The sequence below is a fragment of the Pseudomonas sp. S4_EA_1b genome (genome assembly GCF_016307435.1).
Taxonomy (GTDB): domain Bacteria; phylum Pseudomonadota; class Gammaproteobacteria; order Pseudomonadales; family Pseudomonadaceae; genus Aquipseudomonas; species Aquipseudomonas rhodesiae.
This window is the reverse complement of record NZ_JAEILC010000081.1, coordinates 1-17,975: the sequence shown is the minus strand read 5'-3', so window position 1 is coordinate 17,975 and position 17,975 is coordinate 1. Positions and strand designations below refer to the sequence as shown.

Below are 17,975 nucleotides of genomic sequence, written 5' to 3'. Positions count from 1 at the left end.
TCCTCCTGACCTTAGCTTTTGTTGAAGCGGTGCCTTTGTCACCGCCGCTAACAAGCAGGACGCGTCCGTCGCGACTCCCGCCCAATTGGCAGGTTTTGCTGGACACTGGAGTGGCCAACCACTCTTGACGCACCTGACACCGACCGTGAGAAGTCGTGTGTGCCGAACGCCGTTTCCGGCAGCCCGGAAACCGACGGTACAACATGAAAAGAATGCTGATTAACGCAACTCAACCCGAAGAGTTGCGTGTTGCACTGGTAGATGGCCAACGCCTCTACGACCTGGACATCGAATCCGGTGCACGCGAGCAAAAAAAGGCCAACATCTATAAAGGCCGTATTACTCGCATCGAACCAAGCCTTGAGGCTGCCTTTGTCGATTTCGGCTCCGAGCGCCACGGCTTCCTGCCCCTCAAAGAAATCTCCCGCGAATACTTCAAGAAAGCCCCAGAAGGCCGCGTGAACATCAAGGACGTCCTGAGCGAAGGCCAGGAAGTCATCGTTCAGGTGGAAAAAGAAGAACGTGGCAACAAGGGCGCCGCCCTGACCACCTTCATCAGCCTGGCCGGCCGCTACTTGGTACTGATGCCGAACAATCCGCGCGCCGGCGGCATCTCCCGCCGCATCGAAGGCGAAGAGCGCAACGAACTGCGTGAAGCGCTCAACGGCCTGATCGCCCCGGCCGACATGGGCCTGATCGTGCGCACTGCCGGCCTGGGTCGCAGCAGCGAAGAGATGCAGTGGGACCTCGATTACCTGCTGCAACTGTGGACTGCCATCAAGGAAGCCTCGCTGGATCGTTCCGCGCCGTTCCTGATCTACCAGGAAAGCAACGTAATCATCCGCGCCATCCGCGACTACCTGCGCCAGGACATCGGCGAAGTGCTGATCGACAGCGTCGAAGCCCAAGACGAAGCCCTGACCTTCATCCGCCAGGTGATGCCGCAGTACGCCAGCAAGATCAAGCTGTACGAAGACAGCGTCCCACTGTTCAACCGTTTCCAGATCGAAAGCCAGATCGAGACCGCTTTCCAGCGCGTGGTCGAACTGCCTTCCGGCGGCTCCATCGTGATCGACCCGACCGAAGCCCTGGTGTCCATCGACATCAACTCGGCGCGCGCCACGAAAGGTAGCGACATCGAAGAAACCGCCCTGCAGACCAACCTGGAAGCGGCCGAAGAAATTGCCCGCCAGCTGCGCCTGCGCGACATCGGCGGCCTGATCGTGATCGACTTCATCGACATGACCCCGGCCAAGAACCAGCGCGCCGTGGAAGAAAAAGTCCGCGAATGCCTCGAAGCCGACCGTGCCCGCGTGCAAGTGGGCCGCATCTCGCGCTTCGGCCTGCTGGAAATGTCCCGTCAGCGCCTGCGTCCTTCCCTGGGCGAGAGCAGCGGCATCGTCTGCCCGCGTTGCAACGGCACCGGCATCATCCGTGACGTTGAATCGCTGTCGCTAGCAATCCTGCGCCTTATCGAAGAAGAAGCCCTGAAGGACCGTACCGCCGAAGTCCGCGCCCAGGTGCCGATCCCGGTGGCCGCGTTCCTGCTCAACGAAAAACGCAACTCGATCACTAAGATCGAACTGCGTACCCGCGCTCGTATCGTGATCCTGCCGAACGACCATCTCGAAACGCCGCACTTCGAAGTGCAGCGTCTGCGTGATGACAGCCCGGAAGCCCACAGCGGTCAGTCCAGCTACGAAATCGCTGCTGCCGCTGCCGAGGTGGAAGAAGTCCAGCCAGCCGCCGCAACCCGCACCCTGGTCCGCCAGGAAGCCGCCGTGAAGACCGCTCCAGCCCGTGCCAACGCACCGGTTCCGGTTGAGGCCGCTGCACCGGTTGCCGCACCAGCCGCGATGCCTGAACCAAGCCTGTTCAAAGGCCTGGTGAAATCCCTGGTTAGCTTGTTCGCCACCAAGGAAGAGCCTGTCGCACCGGTCGTCGTCGAAAAACCTGCCGCCGAGCGCCCAGCGCGCAACGAAGAGCGTCGCAACGGTCGCCAGCAAAGCCGTAACCGCAACGGTCGCCGTGACGAAGAGCGCAAGCCTCGCGAAGAGCGTGCACCGCGTGAAGAACGTGCGCCGCGTGAAGAGCGTCAGCCTCGTGAAGCCCGCGAAGACACTCCGACCGTAGCCCGCGAAGAGCGTGCACCGCGTGAAGAGCGCGCGCCACGTACGCCGCGTGCCCCGCGTGAAGATCGCAAGCCTCGCGGTGAGCGTGAAGAGCGTGTGCGTGAACTGCGCGAGCCTCTGGATGCCGCCCCGGCCGTTGCCGCTGCTGCTGCCACCGAAGAACGCCCAGCCCGTGCGCCTCGCGAAGAGCGTGCGCCACGAGAAGAACGCCAGCCTCGTGCCCCGCGTGAAGAGCGTCAACCGCGCGCCGAGCAGGCCGCTGCCGCAAGCGAAGAGGAAGTGCTGACCGGCGAAGAGCAGCTGCAGGAAGACGGTCAGGACAACGCCGAAGGCGATCGTCCACGCCGCCGCTCCCGTGGCCAGCGTCGTCGCAGCAACCGTCGTGAGCGTCAGCGTGATGCCAACGGCAATGTGATCGAAGGCTCGGAAGAGACCGGCGAGAACACCGAAGGCGCCAACAGCGAGCCGACCACTACTGAACTGGCTGCAGGTCTGGCCGTTACCGCAGCGGTTGCCAGCTCGGTTATCAGTGCACCGGCTGAAGCCCAGGCTCATCAGCAGGCTGAACGCGCTACCGCCGCTGTCGAGGACACCGTTGTCGCCGAAACGCCTGTGGTGCAGACCCCAGCAGTTGAAGCGCCGGTAGTAGAAGCAACAACTCCGATCGAAGCCCCCGTGGTACCGGAAGTGGAAGTCGCACCGGTTCGCGACGCCCAGCCAGTGACCGACGTGGTTGCGGTTGAAGTGGCGCCAGTGGCTGAGCCTGAACCCGTGGTTGAAGCCGCTGCACAAGCGCCGGCTGTAGAAGAAGCCGCCCCGGCAGTGCGCGAAGTTCGTGAAGAACAGACCGCCTTCCAGTGGACCGCCGAACCTGCTGCGCCGGTTGAAGCGCCTGCGCCGGCGGCGGAAGAAGCACCGGCACCGGTTGCCGAAGTGGTAGTTGCCGAGCCTGCACCCGTGGTGGAGGCCGCTCCGGTGGCTGAACCTGCGCCTGTGGTTGAAGCGCCCGTGGTTGCCGAAGTCGCCGCGCCGGTAGTTGAAGCCGCACCGGCCAGCGCCTTGACCGAAAACGGCCGTGCGCCGAACGACCCGCGTGAAGTGCGTCGTCGTCGCAAGGAAGCCGAGGCGGCCGCCGCTGCGGCAGCTGCTGCACCGGCTGTGGTTGAAGCTGTCGAGGCGCCAGCCCCGGCTGCAGAAACCGTGACTGAGCACTCTGCTGTCGAAGAAGTGGCCGAGCGCAAAGTTCAGGAAGAAGAACACGAGCCTAAACCTCTCGTCTGATTCCAACCGCCACTAAAAAGCCCCGCCTGAGTGATCAGGCGGGGCTTTTTTATATCGGATCAGCGGTAATTCAGTCGCTCTGGTACATCCACATCCCATAACACGCCTGGATCATTCACCGGCACCTCCCTCACAGCCGTCGGTGTAAACAAGAGCCTGGCACCTCGATCACCCGCTAGCGCCTTCAACCCCGGCCCGAAGTCACGCCCAAACGCCACAGGGTGACCATAACGGCCATCCTGCACTGGCACGCGAATGCCCTGCTCCGGCAGCCCCTGAATCACTTGCTCGATGCTGGATGACTGGATAAAGGGCATATCCCCCAGTACCACCAACCAACCTTCGGCCGTAGCGCTGGCCGCTACCGCCGCTGCGATACTGTCGCCCATGCCTGCCGACGTCAGTTGCAAAACCTTACACCCATGTGCCTCGGCCAACTGAATCACCTCGGCACGCTCCGGCGACGTCACCAGCCAGCGCTCTACCACGCACGTCGGCAAATTCACCAACACCTGCTCGATCACCGGCCGCGTCACCCCGTCCAGCCCCAGGCAAGGCGCCAGCAATTTATCCTGATCAGCTCCCGCCTCGGCGCGGAAACGACTGCCCTGCCCCGCCGCCAGCACAATCGCGGTGACGGTCATTCGGCCACCACCGGCAGCGGCTTTTTCTGCATCGGTGCTACACCGTTTTTGATCGCGACAATTTCCGCCATCAGCGACAGTGCGATTTCCGACGGCGTATGACTGCCGATATGCAAGCCGATCGGCCCATGTAGCCGCGCTATCGCCTGCGCCGACAGGCCCAGCGCCGACAAGTTCTCCCGGCGCTTCTGACTGTTGACCCGCGAGCCCAGCGCGCCAATGTAGAACGCCCGGGAATCCAACGCCGTCAGCAGCGCCATATCGTCCAGGCGCGGGTCATGGGTCAGGCAAACGATGGCCGTACGCTCGTCGGTCTGGATAGACAGTACCGCTTCATCGGGCATACCGGGCACGAAGCGCCCGCGTTGCGCCTCCCAACCGTAGACGAACTCTTCGCGGGGATCGCAGATAAGCACTTCGAAATCCAACAAGCGCGCCATTTCCGCCACGTACCGCGACAATTGCCCGGCGCCGATCAGCAGCAGACGCCAGCGCGGGCCATAGATGGCGCGCAAGCGTTCACCGTCGAAACTCAGGCCATCGGTCTTGGTGGCGCTGCTCAAGGTAACCTCGCCCGTGGCCAGGTTCAGTTCCCGCGCGACGATCTCATGGGCTTCGCAACGCGCCAGCAGGTCGGCGACCCATTGCCAGTCCAGCACCCGCTCTTCGGTCAGGCGCAAGGTGCCGCCGCAGGGCAGGCCAAAACGCGCGGCCTCGTCCTGGGTCACGCCGTAGGTCACTAACTGCACCGGCGGCCCGTCGTCCGCCAGGCGGCCGTCGTGCAAGCGGGCTATCAGGTCATCTTCGATGCAACCGCCAGACACCGAGCCGATGACGATACCATCGCCGCGCAGCGCCAACATGGCGCCCGGTGGACGCGGCGCGCTGCCCCAGGTCTGGACCACGCTGTACAACACCACTCGCTGCCCGGCACGACGCCACTCCAGCACACTGCGCAGCACATTCAGATCCACACTGTCCATCAAGCCTCCCGCGGGCAATATCGCGCTTACTGTAACCAAAAAATAACCCGGGTGCCGCGCGCCAGAAACGCAAACGCCCCGAACAAGTCGGGGCGTTTGCGCAGAGCTGGGGGCGTCAGTTCACGCCATCAGCGGCTTACTTGACCACCGGTGCAGGACCTTCGGCCACACCCAGGTCATCGAGTTCACGGGTTTCGGAAATACCGGTCCCGCCAGATGCCAGTTCGCTGTGCAGCTTGTCGGTATCCAGTTCTTTCACCCACTTGGCCACAACGATGGTGGCAACGGCGTTACCCACCAGGTTGGTCAGCGCACGGGCTTCGGACATGAAACGGTCGATACCCAGAATCAGCGCCAGACCGGCAACCGGCAGGTGGCCAACGGCCGACAGGGTTGCAGCCAGTACGATGAAACCACTACCAGTCACGCCCGCAGCACCTTTGGAGGACAGCAGCAGCACCAGCAGCAGGGTGATCTGGTGGGTGATGTCCATATGGGTGTCGGTCGCCTGAGCGATAAACACGGCCGCCATGGTCAGGTAGATCGAGGTACCGTCGAGATTGAAGGAGTAGCCGGTCGGGATCACCAGACCTACTACGGATTTCTTCGCACCCAGGCGCTCCATCTTGATCAGCATGCGTGGCAACGCGGATTCGGAGGAGGATGTACCCAGAACGATCAGCAGCTCTTCACGAATGTAGCGGATCAATTTCAGCACGCTGAAACCGTGAGCGCGGCAGATGGCGCCCAGCACCAGGACCACAAACAGCACGCAGGTGATGTAGAAGCAGATCATCAACTGGCCCAGTTGCACCAGGGAACCCACGCCGTAGGCACCGATGGTGAACGCCATGGCGCCCAGGGCACCGATCGGCGCCAGCTTCATGATCATATTGATGATGTTGAACATCACGTGAGCGAAGCGATCAATAAAGTCCAGCACCGGCTTGCCGTAAGCGCCCAGGCGGTGCAGGGCAAAGCCGAAGATCACCGAGAACATCAGCACTTGCAGAATGTCGCCGTTGGCGAAGGCGCCGACGATGGTGTTCGGGATCACGTTAAGAATAAAGCCGACAATGCTCTGGTCTTTACCGGCGGTGACGTAAGCAGCCACTTTGGACGCGTCCAGGGTCGACACGTCGATGTGCATGCCGGCGCCCGGTTGCACGACGTTGACGACGACCAGGCCGATCAGCAGGGCAATGGTGGAGACGATTTCGAAGTAGAGCAGCGCATAGCCACCGGTTTTGCCCACCGATTTCATGTTCTGCATGCCGGCGATGCCGCTGACAACGGTACAGAAGATGATTGGGGCGATGACCATTTTGATCAGTTTGATGAACCCGTCACCCAATGGCTTGAGGGCCACGCCGGTCTGCGGGTAGAAGTGACCGAGCAAAATACCGATAACGATTGCAACGATCACCTGGAAATACAGGGATTTGTAGAGTGGCTGACGAGTCGTCATTGCAAAATTCCTCAATCGTCCCGTGTGGCAAATATCCGCCATTGCCCACGACACTTGAATTGCGAACCCTCCTGCACTGGAGGGATTTGTTGTTTGCGAGGGCTGTGAGATAAGTCCTGCGCTGTCTTACCTATCGCAAACGTCGTGCCACTTTGCGCAAATCCGCTTTATGCCTTAAGACAGCGGGCCCTGCGTTTACAAGCGGCCCCTCCAAGTAGACGAGCACATGGCGGATTTCCGCCGTACCGACCGATACCATCCTGCAATTTGGCGGATATCCGCCTTGTCGCTCCCCCTAGGTGGTGGCTACCATCGGCCGTTCTATGGACGAGGGCCCCCTATGCGCGAACGTACCATCGCCAGCCACTTTGCCCGCGCAGCCCTGGGCGGTGCGCGGCGGGTCGGTTACGACTATTCGGCCCTGCTGCAGCAGGTGGGCATTGCCCAGGAGCTGTTGAGCGAACCACGCGCACGCATCGCACCGGAACAATTTACCCGACTGTTGCAATTGCTCTGGTTGGCGCTGGACGACGAATACCTGGGGTTTGCTGAAGGCCCCAGCAAACGCGGCACCTTCGCCATGATGTGCCACGCGCTGATCCACTGCCGTACCTTGGAGAAGGCTCTGGAACGCGGCTTGTTGTTTTATAGCCTGTTCCCGCAGGGGCCCCGCTGGCAGCTGACGCGTGAAGGGGAAATGGCGCACTTAAGCCTGGACCACACCCAACTCTGGGACCCGGACCACTTCCTCAGTGAATGCCTACTGGTCATCTGGCATCGGCTGGGCAGTTGGCTGATTGGCCAGCGCATTCGACTGCACCAGGCCACCTTCGCCTACCCGAAACCGGCCCACGCCAGCGAATATGATCTGCTGTTCCCGTGCCCTCAGGTATTCGGTGCACCGAACAGCAGCCTGGTGTTTCCGGTGCGCTATTTGAGCCTGCCACTGCTGCAGGACGAGCGTACCCTCAAGCATTTCCTCGAACGCTCCCCCGCCGACCTGCTCTCACGCCCGGACGAAGGCGACAGCCTGAGCAGCCAGTTGCGCCGCCTGCTGAGCCGCGACCGCACGCCTTGGCCGGACCTTGAAGCGGTTGCCCAGCACCTGCACATCAGCCCGCAGACCCTGCGCCGACATCTGCGCGAAGAAGGCACCAGTTTCCAGGCACTCAAGGATGAACTGCGGCGAGACATCGCCATTTTTCACTTGGGACGGGCGGACTTGTCATTGCAGGAAATTGCCGAACAGTTGGGATTCTCCGAACCTTCGGCGTTTCATCGGGCGTTCAAGAAGTGGACGGGGCTGACGCCGGGCGCCTATCGCGAGCAGGAGAGTTAGAGAGGTGGTGTTGGTGCGCCTCATCGGGAGCAAGCTCCCTTCCCCATTTGTACGGGTTCGCGCATCAAAAATGCGGGCGAGCGAACCAGCTACAACTGATCACACGGCCGGAAAGTGAATCCTGAACGCCGCGCCGCCCAGGGGTGAATCGTCCAGGGTCAAGCGCGCGCCGTAACTTTCGATGATGTCTTTGACCACCGCCAGGCCGATGCCCTGACCCGGGTGTTGGCGGTCCAGACGCTCGCCACGTTGCAGGATGCGCGCACGTTGGTCCGGCGGCACACCGGGGCCGTCATCTTCGATGCACAACTCGGTGCCGTCGTCGCTTTCCACCAGGCTGACGCGCACCTGGCTCAGGCACAGGCGGTAGGCGTTTTCAAGCAGGTTGCCAAGTAGTTCGAGCAAGGCGCCCTTCTCGATGGGCACGTCACACTCCTCTGGTAGCTGGAAAGACACCGTCACCGCTTTGTCGCGGTACACCTTGCCCAGGGTATCGCAAAGGCTTTGCACTACCGGCTCCAGGCGCACCTGATGGCGCACCAGGCCGCTTTTACGCAGGCTGGCGCGTTGCAACTGGTAGCTGATCTGTTGGCTCATGCGCTCGATCTGTGTTTGCAGCACCCTGGCCTGGTCGCGGTCCGCAGGGCGTTGAGCCATGTCTTCGCTCACGCCCTGCAAGACCGCCAGCGGGGTTTTCAAGCTATGGGCCAGGTCGTCGAGGGAGTCGCGGTAACGCGCCCGCTGTTCCCGTTCGCTGTGCAACAAGCGGTTGAGCGAGCCCGTCAGGCGCAGCAGCTCGCGGGGGTGCTGCTCGGACAAACTCTCGCGGGTGCCGCCTTCAATCTGGTCCAGTTCCTGGCTCAACCGCCGTAGCGCCTGCAAGCCCCAGGTCAGGCCCAGCCACAACAGAGTCAATAACACCAGCAATGCCGCGCCGAAGCCCAGATAGAGGTTTTCGCGCAGGCCTTCGAGGGTCAGTTGGTATTCGCGCACCGGTTGCAGGGCCACGATGCTGAACGCCGCGCTCTTGCCGCCGAGCAACTTGACCTCGACGTCATACACGAAGAATTCCTGGCCGTTGTCTTCGCGAATCCGCGCAAACTCATTGCCGCGTCCGTCATAGCGCGGTTTGTAGTTGATGTTTTCTTCGCGGGTCGCGCGCGAGCGCCATACCAAATGGCCTTCGCGGTCGTAGATGTAACCCAGCAGCCGACTGTCGGCGAGGTTGAAGCGCTCATCGGGCAATTGCGCAGGCATCAGCAAGTGGTTGTTTTCCACCCGCGCGGCGGAGATCAGCGTGGTGACGTCCGACGCCAGGCGCTGCTCGATGGAATCCTGCAACGCCAGGCTGAAGGCGCCTTGCATTGCCGGCAGCAAACCGAGCATAAACAGCACGGCCAGGGTGGCGGCCGCCAGCATCAAGCGCACACGTAACGAGCGAATCAACGGCAGCGCTCATTGAACAGGTAGCCCAGGCCACGCACGGTGTCGATTGGCTTGAACCCGGCCGGGCCTTCCAATTTGCGGCGCAGGCGGCCGACCAGCACTTCGATGACATTCGGGTCGCGCTCGTCGTCGTCCGGGTACAACTGCTCCATCAAACGATCCTTGGCCACCACTTGCTGGTGATGGCGCATCAGGTATTCGAGGATGCGGTATTCGTAGGCGGTCAGCGCCAGGGGTTGCTCGTCGAGGGAGGCTTGCTTGCGGTTGATATCCAGCAGCAACGGCCCGGCGACGATGGTGGACTGGGTAAACCCGCTGGAGCGGCGCAACAACGCATTCATCCGCGCTTCCAGCTCTTCGAACTGGAAGGGTTTGACCACATAGTCGTCGGCGCCGGCGGCCAGGCCTTCGACCTTGTCCTGCCAGTTGCCGCGCGCGGTGAGGATCAGAATCGGGAACGTCTTGCCCTTGGCGCGCAACTGGCGAATCAGGTCCAGGCCGCCCATGCCAGGCAGGCCCAGGTCGATGATGGCCAGGTCGTGATTGAACTGGCCGGTCTGGTACAAGGCTTCCTCGGCGTTGGCCACAGCCTCGACCACATGGCCACTGTCGGTCAGGCGGGTAAACAGGTGATGGCGCAGCAGCGCCTCATCTTCCACCACCAGCAATTTCATAAGGCTCTCCAAAGCAAATCAACTGTCCGACTGGGTGACATCATAGCGGCCCTGCAGGTCTTGCGGGCGCAGTTTAATGCCATTGAATTGGCCGGTCAGGTGCGCATAACCGACGCGGTAGGCTGGCTGCGCGGCGGTGGCGCCCAAGGGTTGGCCCCAGGGCGAGACCTGGCTGCTGACCTCTTCGAAGTTCACACGATGGATCAGGCTACTGGGCTTCCTGGTTTTCTCCCTGCCGAATTCGGCGAAAGCGCCTTCGGATGCCTGGGCGCCAGCGGTGGCACTCAGCAGGGTCAAGGCCAGCATCAGCTTTTTGATCGCAGTCATGGTGTTACCTCATACGCGTTTGGCTGTAGAGCCAGACTACGCAAGCGCCCCTGAACTCCCCCTGAACAGGCTCTGAACCCAACCTGAACCGGCGCGGGCTATCCTGTGGCGCGGCAACTGGGCAAAATAGCGCCCATGAATCCTCTACCCGCTTGCTGCACCCCACTTGACGCCCGCTGGCCGTTACCCGAACGCTTGCCGGGCACGGTATTCCTCAGCACCCGCTTCGATCCTGCGTCACTGGTAGCGGATGATTTCCAACGTTGCGCCGTGCCGCCGCCGGCCAGTATCCAGCGTTCGGTCGCCAAGCGTCAGGCCGAGTTCCTCGCCGGTCGTGTGTGCGCCCGCGCCGCGCTGCATCAGCTCGGTCACCACGACTGCATCCCGGCCATTGGCGAAGACCGCGCGCCGGTATGGCCCACGTCTATCAGCGGCTCCATCACCCACAGCACCGGCCACGCCGCCGCGATTGTCGGGCACAAGGCGCAGTGGCGCGGCCTGGGGATGGACTTGGAGAACCTGCTGAGCCTGGAGCGGGCGCAACGCCTGGCCGCGGAAATCCTGACCGCCGATGAGTTGCAACGCATGGTCGCCCTGGCGCCAGAGCAGGTCGCCCTGCTGGTGACCTTGACGTTTTCCATCAAGGAGAGCCTGTTCAAGGCGCTCTATCCGATTGTGCAGAAGCGCTTTTACTTTGAGCACGCCGAGTTGCTGGAGTGGTCCGAAACAGGCCAGGTGCGCCTGCGGTTGCTGACGGACCTGTCCCATGAGTGGTGCCAGGGCAAAGAGTTGCAGGGGCAGTTTGCGCTTGACGATGGTCAGCTCTTGAGCGTCGTCGCGGTATCCAACCAGCCCCATTGATCAATCTGCCGGTTTTTCTTGGCTCCGCGGCCAGCTCAGGCTGAAACACGCCCCGCCCAGGTTGTTGCTCTTACCGATCAACGCCCGCCCGCCGTGCCAATAAATGATGCGTCGTACGATAGACAGGCCCAAACCATGGCCTCCCGAAGCGCGGGTGCGACTGTCGTCCAGGCGCAGGAACGGCGTGAAGATACGCTCCCAAGCGCTTTGCGGCACGCCGGGGCCGTCATCCTCCACGTCGATGCGGCAACGTACCTGGCCCACCTGATAACTGATCAACACTTGCCCCTGGGCATGACGCATGGCATTGGACACCAGGTTCTGCAACGCGCGATGCAGATAACGCGGCTCGGCATCGACCCAGGCATCATCCCAATGCACCGATGACAGACAAATGCCACGACTGACGGTGATCTGCGGGCGCAGTGGCGACAATTCGCCGATCACCTGATCGAGCAACGCATTGAGGTCCACCCGCTGGAAATTCAGCGCCGGCGAGCCTTGCTCCAGGCGTGCGTAGGTGAGCATTTCGTCCACCAGTCCATCCAGATCCTGGATATCGCTGTCCATACCGTCCAGGTACTTGCGTCGCGCTTCCGGCGTGGCGGCATCGCCTAGCATCTCCAGGCCAAAGCGCAGGCGCGCCACTGGCGTGCGCAGTTCATGGGACACCGCACGCACCAGTTCGCGCTGGATCGCCAGCAATTGCTGCAAGTGCTCGGCCATGCCATTGAACGCCGCCGCCAAGCGCCCCACCGAGTCCGCGCCACGGGCCGGTACGCGCACTTGCAGATTGCCCTTGGCGATACGGGTAGCCGCCGCTTCCAGCCCTTTGAGCCGGCGCTCCAACTGACGGACTAAGAAATAGACGATTAAGCCGATCAGGGTCAGGCCGATCAACGCAATCAGGATCAGCCATTGCGCCGGGTACGGGTTCATTTGGTACAACGGGCCGATTTCCAGCACCCACGGCGTGCCGACCATACCGGCGAACACGCGGATCGAATCGCCGCCCTTGCCTAGTGCCATCACCGTGTCGCCCTCGGACACGCGCCGACGCTGATCATCGTCCATGTCGGCCTGGTCGAGGGTCATCAAATGCATGTCGAAGCCGAAACCCTTGGCTTCTTTGATATCCGCCAGCCGCTGCGGCTGCTCGGCCTCGGGATAGCGCACCAGCTCATCGGCCAGTAAATAAATAGTCGCGCGGGCCAATTGCTCGCTGATCTGCTGCACTTCGCCGGTCAGCACCAGTTGTTCCTGCTCGCTGACCAGGCGCACCACCCGCGCCGCGTGGGGGCCGGTCTGTTCCACCAGAACTTGGCCGCGTTGCAGGCGCGTGCGCTGGCTGAGGTCCAGGCGGGCTTCGGCGAGGGTGCGCAACTCCAGAGGAATGCCTAACAGACGTTCCCATACCGCCAGGGCGCGCTGACGTTCAATGGCGCTCATGGGCTGCAGGTTGTCGCCCATCAAGGCAAACGTGCCGTGGGCCAAGCGTTCGCGATACTGACCACTGCGCACCTCATTAAGCAGGTGCAGCGCCAGCACGCCAAGCAACGCCACCAGGATCAGCGCGGCGCACATGCCGCCGTAGATACGCAGGAAGATCGAGTTCACAGCGGCATGTCAGCGGCGGCTTCGGGGACGAACAGGTAGCCTTTACTACGGATGGTCTTGATCAGGCGTGGGTGGATCGGGTCGTCGCCGATTTTCGGGCGAATCCGCGAGATGCGCACATCGATGGAGCGATCCTGGCCGTCATAGCCGACGCCACGCAGGGCGATGAAGATTTCTTCGCGGGACAGGATGCGCCCGGCGTTGGCCACCAGCAGCCACAGCAGGTCGAACTCAGCGCTGGTCAGCTCGATACCGGTGTCATGCAGCCAGGCTTCGCGCAGGGCGTTGTCCACCACCAGCGGGCCGAACTGCAGGCGCCGTTGCAGCTCCACCGTCGCCGGTTCTGCCGGCTCGCTGCGGCGCAACAGCGCTTGGATACGCGCCAACAACAAGCGCGGACGCACGGGTTTGCACACATAATCGTCGGCGCCCAGGTCGAGGCCGAGCACTTGGTCCATGTCGTCGGTGCGCGCGGTGAGCATCAGGATCACGCCGTCATAGCGTTCGCGCACTTTGCGGCAGATGCTCAGGCCGTCTTCGCCAGGCAGCATCAGGTCGAGGATCACCAGGTCCGGTTGCTCGTCGATGATGCGCTCAGCCGCCAGCGCTCCATTGCCTTCCACCGCAACCCTCAGACCGTTGCTTTGCAGGTAATCACGGGTCAACTCGGCCAATCGCTCGTCGTCTTCGACGATCAGGATTTGCCAGGCGTCATGCTCCATCCGCTACCTCGGTTGTATTTATTGTTGGAGAAGCCCAAGGGGCCCGCGTCTATGCAAGATGCCAGGGTGATCGCCGAGCTCGTCTGCAGGAAGGCGCGCTCCTACAGCTGTCATCTGGCAAGGGCAAACTACCGCCGATTGTAGCCATGGGCCAGCCTTCAAACACAAGCCAGGAAATCCATTCGGTGATCACCTTTTTTTGTGATAGGGTTCGCGCCCTCAAAAATCCAACCGGCTGTTTTCATCTTGGAATATTCAGTGACAAACGGCTGAATCCAGCAGTGCTGCGGCCTACGCGGGCGTTCCACGTTTCATACACATTTTACCCACAGCGTTATCCACAGGCCGTGCGTTGCTAAGCCCTCCAAAACGCATTATCTTGTAGCTCGGCGCTAAAAAACCCCTACATGTAGGGTTTTAAGCGAAACCACCAAACACAGATCAGACAAGAAACTCAAGTCATTTCTTGCTCCCGTTTGGTTGAACCAAAGCAATTTTTGAAAGCCCAAACCGCGCACGCGGATGGCGACCGTTTTCAAGCTTCAACAGCGTAAAACGGTATGGGTGTTGCAGTGCTTGAATCCGGCAACTGTCACCTACCAGGAATACGGCCACGGGCATTGAGCCCCGAACCGAAGACTTCGGCATGGAAGCGGCGCGAACAGCCCCCTTCCTACTGTCCCGAAGTTGTTATGCCAGGCCCAGGCCTGCTGTAAGTGCTTCAGGACGGAACGGTGGGCACCGTGATGGTGCCCAAATAAATATAGAATGTGGAGACACCCCCCCATGCAAACCGACACAACTCGCGAGAACCCGCAGGGCTCCGTGCCGCAGGCCGCCGATTCGACTATGGATCTGTCCGCCACTGCACCTGGCCAACTGCGCGTGATCAAGCGTAACGGCACTGTCGTTCCTTACACCGATGACAAAATCACCGTCGCCATCACCAAAGCGTTTCTTGCAGTTGAAGGCGGCACCGCTGCCGCCTCGTCGCGTATCCACGACACCGTTGCCCGCCTGACCGAACAAGTCACCGCAACCTTCAAGCGTCGCATGCCCTCGGGCGGCACCATCCACATCGAAGAAATCCAGGATCAGGTCGAACTGGCCCTGATGCGTGCCGGCGAACAGAAAGTCGCCCGCGACTACGTGATCTACCGCGATTCGCGCGCCAAGGAACGTGCCGTGCGCACTCCCGCCGAAGAAGCAGCGGTACAAGCGCACCCGTCGATCCGCATCACCCTGGCCGACGGCAGCTTTGCGCCGCTGGACCTCGGCCGCCTGAACACCATCATCACCGAGGCCTGCGAAGGCCTGGAAGAAGTCGACGGCGACCTGATCCAACGCGAAACCCTGAAGAACCTGTACGACGGCGTGGCCCTGACCGACGTCAACACCGCGCTGGTGATGACTGCCCGTACCCTGGTTGAACGCGAGCCGAACTACTCGTTCGTAACCGCGCGCCTGCTGATGGACACCCTGCGTGCCGAAGGCCTGGGCTTCCTGAAAGTCGCCGAAAGCGCCACCCACCATGAAATGGCCGACCTGTACGCCAAGGCCCTGCCTGCGTACATCGCCAAGGGTATCGAATTCGAATTGCTGAACCCGGTCCTGGCCACTTTCGACCTGGAAAAGCTCGGCAAGGCCATCAACCACGAGCGTGACCAGCAGTTCACCTACCTGGGTCTGCAAACCCTGTACGACCGTTACTTCATCCACAAGGACGGTATCCGCTTCGAACTGCCGCAAGTGTTCTTCATGCGCGTGGCCATGGGCCTGGCGATCGAAGAGAAGCACAAAGAAGACCGCGCCATCGAGTTCTACAACTTGCTGTCGTCCTTCGACTACATGTCCTCGACACCGACGCTGTTCAACGCCGGCACCCTGCGCCCACAGCTGTCCAGCTGCTACCTGACCACCGTGCCGGACGACCTGTCGGGCATCTATCACGCGATCCACGACAACGCCATGTTGTCCAAATTCGCCGGTGGCCTGGGCAACGACTGGACGCCGGTGCGTGCACTGGGCTCCTACATCAAGGGCACCAACGGCAAGTCTCAGGGCGTCGTACCGTTCCTGAAAGTGGTGAACGACACCGCCGTCGCCGTTAACCAGGGTGGCAAGCGCAAAGGCGCTGTGTGTGCCTACCTGGAAACCTGGCACATGGACATCGAAGAGTTCATCGAGCTGCGCAAGAACACCGGTGACGACCGTCGTCGTACCCACGACATGAACACCGCCAACTGGATTCCTGACCTGTTCATGAAGCGCGTCTTCGATGACGGCAAGTGGACCCTGTTCTCGCCCTCCGAAGTGCCGGACCTGCACGACCTGACCGGCAAGGCCTTCGAAGAGCGCTACGAGTACTACGAAGCCCTCACCGAGTACCCAGGCAAGGTCAAGCTGTTCAAGACCATCCAGGCCAAAGACCTGTGGCGCAAGATGCTGTCCATGCTGTTCGAAACCGGCCACCCGTGGCTGACCTTCAAGGACCCGTGCAACCTGCGCAGCCCGCAGCAGCACGTGGGCGTGGTCCACAGCTCCAACCTGTGCACCGAGATCACCTTGAACACCAACAAGGACGAGATCGCCGTTTGCAACCTGGGCTCGATCAACCTGCCGAACCACATCGTCAACGGCAAGTTGGACACCGCCAAGCTGGAACGCACCGTCAACACCGCCGTACGCATGCTCGATAACGTGATCGACATCAACTACTACTCGGTGCCACAGGCGCAGAACTCCAACTTCAAGCACCGCCCAGTGGGCCTGGGGATCATGGGCTTCCAGGACGCGTTGTACCTGCAGCACATTCCTTACGGTTCGGACGCTGCGGTCGAGTTCGCCGACAAGTCCATGGAAGCGGTCAGCTACTACGCGATCCAGGCTTCCTGCGACCTGGCCGACGAGCGCGGCGCCTACGAGACATTCCAGGGTTCGCTGTGGTCCAAGGGCATCCTGCCGCTGGACTCGCAACAGATCCTGATCGAAGCCCGTGGCCAGAAGTACATCGACGTTGACCTGAACGAAACCCTGGACTGGGCGCCGGTACGTGCCCGTGTGCAGAAAGGTATTCGTAACTCCAACATCATGGCCATCGCACCGACCGCCACCATCGCCAACATCACCGGCGTGTCGCAGTCGATCGAACCGACTTACCAGAACCTTTATGTGAAATCGAACCTGTCGGGCGAATTCACCGTGATCAACCCGTACCTGGTTCGCGACCTGAAAGCCCGCGGCCTGTGGGACTCGGTGATGATCAACGACCTGAAGTACTACGACGGTTCCGTGCAGCAGATCGAGCGCATCCCGCAAGAACTCAAAGAGCTCTACGCGACTGCCTTCGAAGTGGACACCAAGTGGATCGTTGACGCTGCCAGCCGTCGTCAGAAGTGGATCGACCAGGCGCAGTCCCTGAACCTGTACATCGCCGGCGCTTCGGGCAAGAAGTTGGACGTGACCTACCGCATGGCTTGGTACCGTGGCCTGAAAACCACCTATTACCTCCGCGCCCTGGCCGCAACCAGCACCGAGAAGTCGACCATCAACACCGGTAAGCTGAACGCAGTGTCCAGCGGCAACCACGGTGATGATTCGGTACTCGCCGCCCCGGCCGGCCCAGCGCCAGTGCCAAAGGCCTGTGCTATCGACGAGCCGGATTGCGAAGCTTGCCAATAAGCTGAGCTCATGACTAAAAAGCCCGTCATCCCTTTGGATTGACGGGCTTTTTTGTTTTTACAGCGCCACGAATCCTGAACGGTCTTTGCCATTATTTGAATGCATACGCCTCGCCACCATACTGAGGCTGGCCGCCTCGTCCGCCCCATAGCTCCACATGTCCGCCAATGGATGCCATCGCATGGCCGCCATAAGCCACGACGCCAAGCACGCCGCTCGCAAGCTCAGAACTTGAAGATTGCCGGTACAAACCTTTCAACCCCAGGCGATCAAGTCCCTCGGAGAGCATTTCACCGTCATTCAAACTGACCAACGCATCTGCGAAGCTTCTGCGTGCATTAGCGTCATTACCAAATCCCCATCCCTGATTGCCCTCCATATGAGCCCGCTTTGCACTTGCTGCGTATAAGAAGTTGGCATCGGTCATCATGCCCGCATCATCACCCATGAACCGAGCCTGCTGGGTGGCCTGCTGCAGTTCGCTCTTGCTTAGATGGAGTTGGAACCCATCTCGCATCTGTATATCCCAACCATCGCCATTGGCTGTCACGTCCTTGAAAATATCGGTGGGTTTCTGACCAAACTTCATCATTGCAGCCTTTATTGCAGCCACTGTGGTGCAGTTCCCATCAGGACCTTGCTTGAAACCGCTCCAGATATTGCCGGCCTCTCTAGACATGCCAGGTTTTTGCCCCGGATTGCTTTTGTCGATTTTATAATCAGTGTACTTGGCGCCTTCAGTAAACGGCTTGTTGGTCATAGCCTGCACGGGACCGAAGTCCGTAGGGTTGACCCTGCCA

At 61.2% G+C, this 17,975-nt stretch carries 13 protein-coding genes; 4 read left to right on the top strand and 9 right to left on the bottom strand.

Annotated features, from left to right (window positions below; genetic code table 11):
* Positions 1 to 212: 212 nt before the first annotated feature.
* On the top strand, positions 213 to 3,413 hold the full coding sequence (rne, locus tag YA0848_RS23525; protein ID WP_082238724.1) for a ribonuclease E: 3,201 nt from the start codon (positions 213 to 215) through the stop codon (positions 3,411 to 3,413).
* A gap of 59 nt (positions 3,414 to 3,472) precedes the next feature.
* On the opposite strand, the gene YA0848_RS23520 is transcribed toward rne, so the two are convergent.
* The 3 genes from YA0848_RS23520 to YA0848_RS23510 all read right to left on the bottom strand — a co-directional run bounded on the left by YA0848_RS23520 (position 3,473) and on the right by YA0848_RS23510 (position 6,508).
* Entirely contained in the window at positions 3,473 to 4,057 is a 585-nt protein-coding gene (locus YA0848_RS23520; protein ID WP_040269227.1) for a nucleotidyltransferase family protein, read from the bottom strand.
* A complete protein-coding gene (locus tag YA0848_RS23515; RefSeq protein WP_169903830.1) occupies positions 4,054 to 5,040 on the bottom strand; it encodes an XdhC family protein in 987 nt (328 codons plus the stop codon). Before YA0848_RS23515 ends, YA0848_RS23520 begins: the two co-directional genes overlap by 4 nt.
* A 136-nt stretch (positions 5,041 to 5,176) precedes the next feature.
* A complete protein-coding gene (locus YA0848_RS23510; RefSeq protein WP_034099901.1) occupies positions 5,177 to 6,508 on the bottom strand; it encodes a dicarboxylate/amino acid:cation symporter in 1,332 nt (443 codons plus the stop codon).
* Between the two features lie 340 nt (positions 6,509 to 6,848).
* Between YA0848_RS23510 and YA0848_RS23505 the strand changes: the two genes are divergently transcribed.
* Positions 6,849 to 7,847 (top strand): AraC family transcriptional regulator, encoded by a 999-nt coding sequence (locus YA0848_RS23505; protein WP_034099902.1) that lies wholly within the window; start codon positions 6,849 to 6,851, stop codon positions 7,845 to 7,847.
* A gap of 99 nt (positions 7,848 to 7,946) precedes the next feature.
* Here the strand turns inward: YA0848_RS23505 and YA0848_RS23500 are convergent, their stop codons facing one another.
* From YA0848_RS23500 to YA0848_RS23490, 3 genes are read right to left on the bottom strand one after another with little or no spacing between them, the layout of a single operon-like run.
* Complete coding sequence (locus tag YA0848_RS23500) at positions 7,947 to 9,293, bottom strand: ATP-binding protein (protein ID WP_034099903.1); 1,347 nt, start codon at positions 9,291 to 9,293, stop codon at positions 7,947 to 7,949.
* A complete protein-coding gene (locus YA0848_RS23495) occupies positions 9,290 to 9,967 on the bottom strand; it encodes a response regulator (RefSeq protein WP_034099904.1) in 678 nt (225 codons plus the stop codon). The genes YA0848_RS23500 and YA0848_RS23495 overlap by 4 nt, the downstream gene beginning before the upstream one ends.
* Before the next feature lie 18 nt (positions 9,968 to 9,985).
* A complete protein-coding gene (locus YA0848_RS23490) occupies positions 9,986 to 10,294 on the bottom strand; it encodes a hypothetical protein (protein WP_169903829.1) in 309 nt (102 codons plus the stop codon).
* 135 nt (positions 10,295 to 10,429) lie between these two features.
* On the opposite strand from YA0848_RS23490, the gene YA0848_RS23485 reads away from it, so the two are divergent.
* Positions 10,430 to 11,155: a 4'-phosphopantetheinyl transferase family protein gene (locus YA0848_RS23485; RefSeq protein WP_040269231.1), complete on the top strand. Its 726-nt coding sequence runs from the start codon at positions 10,430 to 10,432 to the stop codon at positions 11,153 to 11,155.
* Here the strand turns inward: YA0848_RS23485 and YA0848_RS23480 are convergent, their stop codons facing one another.
* Both YA0848_RS23480 and YA0848_RS23475 read right to left on the bottom strand, forming a co-directional pair.
* The gene (locus YA0848_RS23480; protein ID WP_047882815.1) at positions 11,156 to 12,772 is read right to left on the bottom strand and encodes an ATP-binding protein; all 1,617 of its coding nucleotides are present in this window, start codon (positions 12,770 to 12,772) and stop codon (positions 11,156 to 11,158) included. It lies immediately after the preceding gene.
* Positions 12,769 to 13,494, bottom strand: coding sequence for a response regulator (locus tag YA0848_RS23475; RefSeq protein ID WP_034114870.1), 726 nt, complete (start codon positions 13,492 to 13,494; stop codon positions 12,769 to 12,771). The genes YA0848_RS23480 and YA0848_RS23475 overlap by 4 nt, the downstream gene beginning before the upstream one ends.
* 786 nt (positions 13,495 to 14,280) lie before the next feature.
* On the opposite strand from YA0848_RS23475, the gene YA0848_RS23470 reads away from it, so the two are divergent.
* The gene (locus YA0848_RS23470; protein ID WP_034099909.1) at positions 14,281 to 17,175 is read left to right on the top strand and encodes a ribonucleoside-diphosphate reductase subunit alpha; all 2,895 of its coding nucleotides are present in this window, start codon (positions 14,281 to 14,283) and stop codon (positions 17,173 to 17,175) included.
* A gap of 91 nt (positions 17,176 to 17,266) precedes the next feature.
* On the opposite strand, the gene YA0848_RS23465 is transcribed toward YA0848_RS23470, so the two are convergent.
* Positions 17,267 to 17,975 (bottom strand): hypothetical protein (locus YA0848_RS23465; RefSeq protein ID WP_232925168.1); only part of this gene is annotated, 709 nt, incomplete at its 5' end.